Raw genomic sequence first — 2119 nt, 5'->3', positions numbered from 1 at the left:
TTGTGTTGTATGTAGATGATAAAAAAGCCAAGCGGTTGAATGATAAAGCCATACTTATTCGTTGGCACAAATTATTCAAAGGCACGCTGCTTACACAAAAATATCTACAAGGCGATAAGCTAGATAAAGCGCAACAATTCTTTTTAAATCGCACCATTGCCGATTATCGTAAACGACTGGCGGATATAAGCTGGTTTATGCGCGTACTCAATGAAGATATAAAATAAACTAGACACCCACTTTTATTTGCTTGTTTTTCATTCATTGCCAAAAAATAAACAAGACACCCATTTTTATTTGCGCATTTTTTGTTCATCGCCTATCTTTTATCTATCTAGTCAAAAGGTAGGCAGCTAACATGGCAACGGCACGTAAAAGGCAGGTGAGTTTGGTTGATACAAAATATTATCACTGTATATCACGGTGTGTTCGCCGTGCTTTTTTGTGTGGTGATGATACGGTAACAGGCAAAAGTTATGAGCACCGCAGGCAATGGGTAGAAGATAAACTACTAGGGCTAGCCAAAGTATTTTGTATTGATGTGTGTGCTTATGCAGTGATGAGCAATCATACGCATATTGTGTTGTATGTGGATGATAAAAAAGCTAAGCGGCTGAATGATAAAGCCATACTTATTCGTTGGCACAAATTATTCAAAGGCACGCTGCTTACACAAAAATATTTACAAGGCGATAAGCTGGATAAAGCGCAACAATTCTTTTTAAATCGTACCATTGCCGATTATCGTAAACGACTGGCGGATATTAGCTGGTTTATGCGCGTACTCAATGAAGATATAGCCAGAAAAGCCAATAAAGAAGATAACTGCACAGGCCGATTTTGGGAAGGGCGTTTTAAATCTCAAGCACTCTTAGATGAAGCCGCACTGGCAGCCTGTATGGCGTATGTTGACTTAAACCCCATCAGAGCGAAGATGGCAAAAACACCAGAAGACTCTGAGCACACCAGCGTGCAAAAGCGAATTAAATCAGCCAAAGACGCTAAACAACCCAAACAACTTGCCCGCTTTGCAGGTAGCCCCAGAAAACACATGCCCAAAGGGCTGCCCTTTGAGTTAAAGTCATACTTAGAGTTAGTTGAGCTAACAGGGCGTTGTATGCGAGAAGACAAACGCGGGCATATAGAGCAGCGCACACTTCCTATTTTAGAGCGATTAAACATAGCACCTGAAAACTGGTTAAAACTCACCACACAATTTACCAAAGTGTTCAAAGGGGCGGTAGGGCGACCCAATAAGCTTGATGGCTACTACACACATTTAGAAGTAAAACGGCGAACCAGCATCAGCCAATGTGAAAAGTTATTCGCTTAAATTACTCTATAACCGAAAACACCAATGATGCTGATAAAGTAGGCAAAACCGCGACTAATTTTTTGTAATTACCATTCAAATCCTCGGATAAAACTAAAAATAGTAGTGAAAAGTGCTTTTGGCATAAAATAATATCAAAGGAGCTGGCTTTGAATGTCCATTGTCTGATTATTTAATAATGGCTGTCTAGTTTATTGGTTGTCTGGATTTACGAATGGCGCACTGACATCTGCGAGTGCGACTGTTGGTAAAGCTAATATCAGTGTAACAGATATCGGTGGTGAGAATCATAAGGCCTCAGTGAGAGTGTCGGGTGATGGTAGTGGTTCTAGTAAAAAAGAGCTCGTGAATCAAGAAAATACGGAGGAAAGTCAGCCGGGTCGTACTGTTTTCAGAAAGCAAGTCAATTATGAATTTCCTGTATATAACAAGGATGGTTCTCCAGTAGTGCTTTATGAGACAGGTGGGAACTGGAAAGATACTTCATGGGATGAAGCATTTTCAGCTGCAATGGGATTTATTTTCGGGATACCTAAACTGCCTGACCTCACAACTGGAGTAGCTATACCCTTAGGGATTCAATTTCGAGCTATGAATTGGCATAGGGTTCCTTACTATGAAAGTTATAAGAAAACTCATGTATACTCAATGAGTAAGTCGGACCCAGTGCGCATTCTCATGACTTTGATCACCGATTCTCATCAGCTTTGATCACTTGATTTATCATTTTGTAGAGCCGTTTTTAAATTAGCTTAACTGATCATCATCAGTCAATTTATTTAACTG

At 40.1% G+C, this 2119-nt stretch carries 2 protein-coding genes and 1 pseudogene; all 3 read left to right on the top strand.

The window, feature by feature from the left end; translation table 11 throughout:
* Positions 1 to 221 (top strand): annotated as a pseudogene (locus tag OCI93_RS20800) (transposase); the annotation flags it as partial.
* Positions 222 to 358: 137 nt separating this feature from the next.
* Positions 359 to 1333 carry a transposase gene (locus OCI93_RS20795; RefSeq protein ID WP_261627243.1) on the top strand — a complete coding sequence of 325 codons (975 nt, stop codon included), beginning with the start codon at positions 359 to 361 and terminating at the stop codon, positions 1331 to 1333.
* A gap of 198 nt (positions 1334 to 1531) precedes the next feature.
* Positions 1532 to 2044 carry a hypothetical protein gene (locus tag OCI93_RS20790; RefSeq protein WP_261627242.1) on the top strand — a complete coding sequence of 171 codons (513 nt, stop codon included), beginning with the start codon at positions 1532 to 1534 and terminating at the stop codon, positions 2042 to 2044.
* The last annotated feature ends 75 nt before the right edge of the window (positions 2045 to 2119 follow it).

The organism is Pseudoalteromonas holothuriae, from assembly GCF_945859825.1.
In the GTDB taxonomy this organism is placed as follows: Bacteria; Pseudomonadota; Gammaproteobacteria; order Enterobacterales; family Alteromonadaceae; genus Pseudoalteromonas; species Pseudoalteromonas holothuriae.
This window is presented reverse-complemented; position numbering and strand designations above follow the sequence as displayed.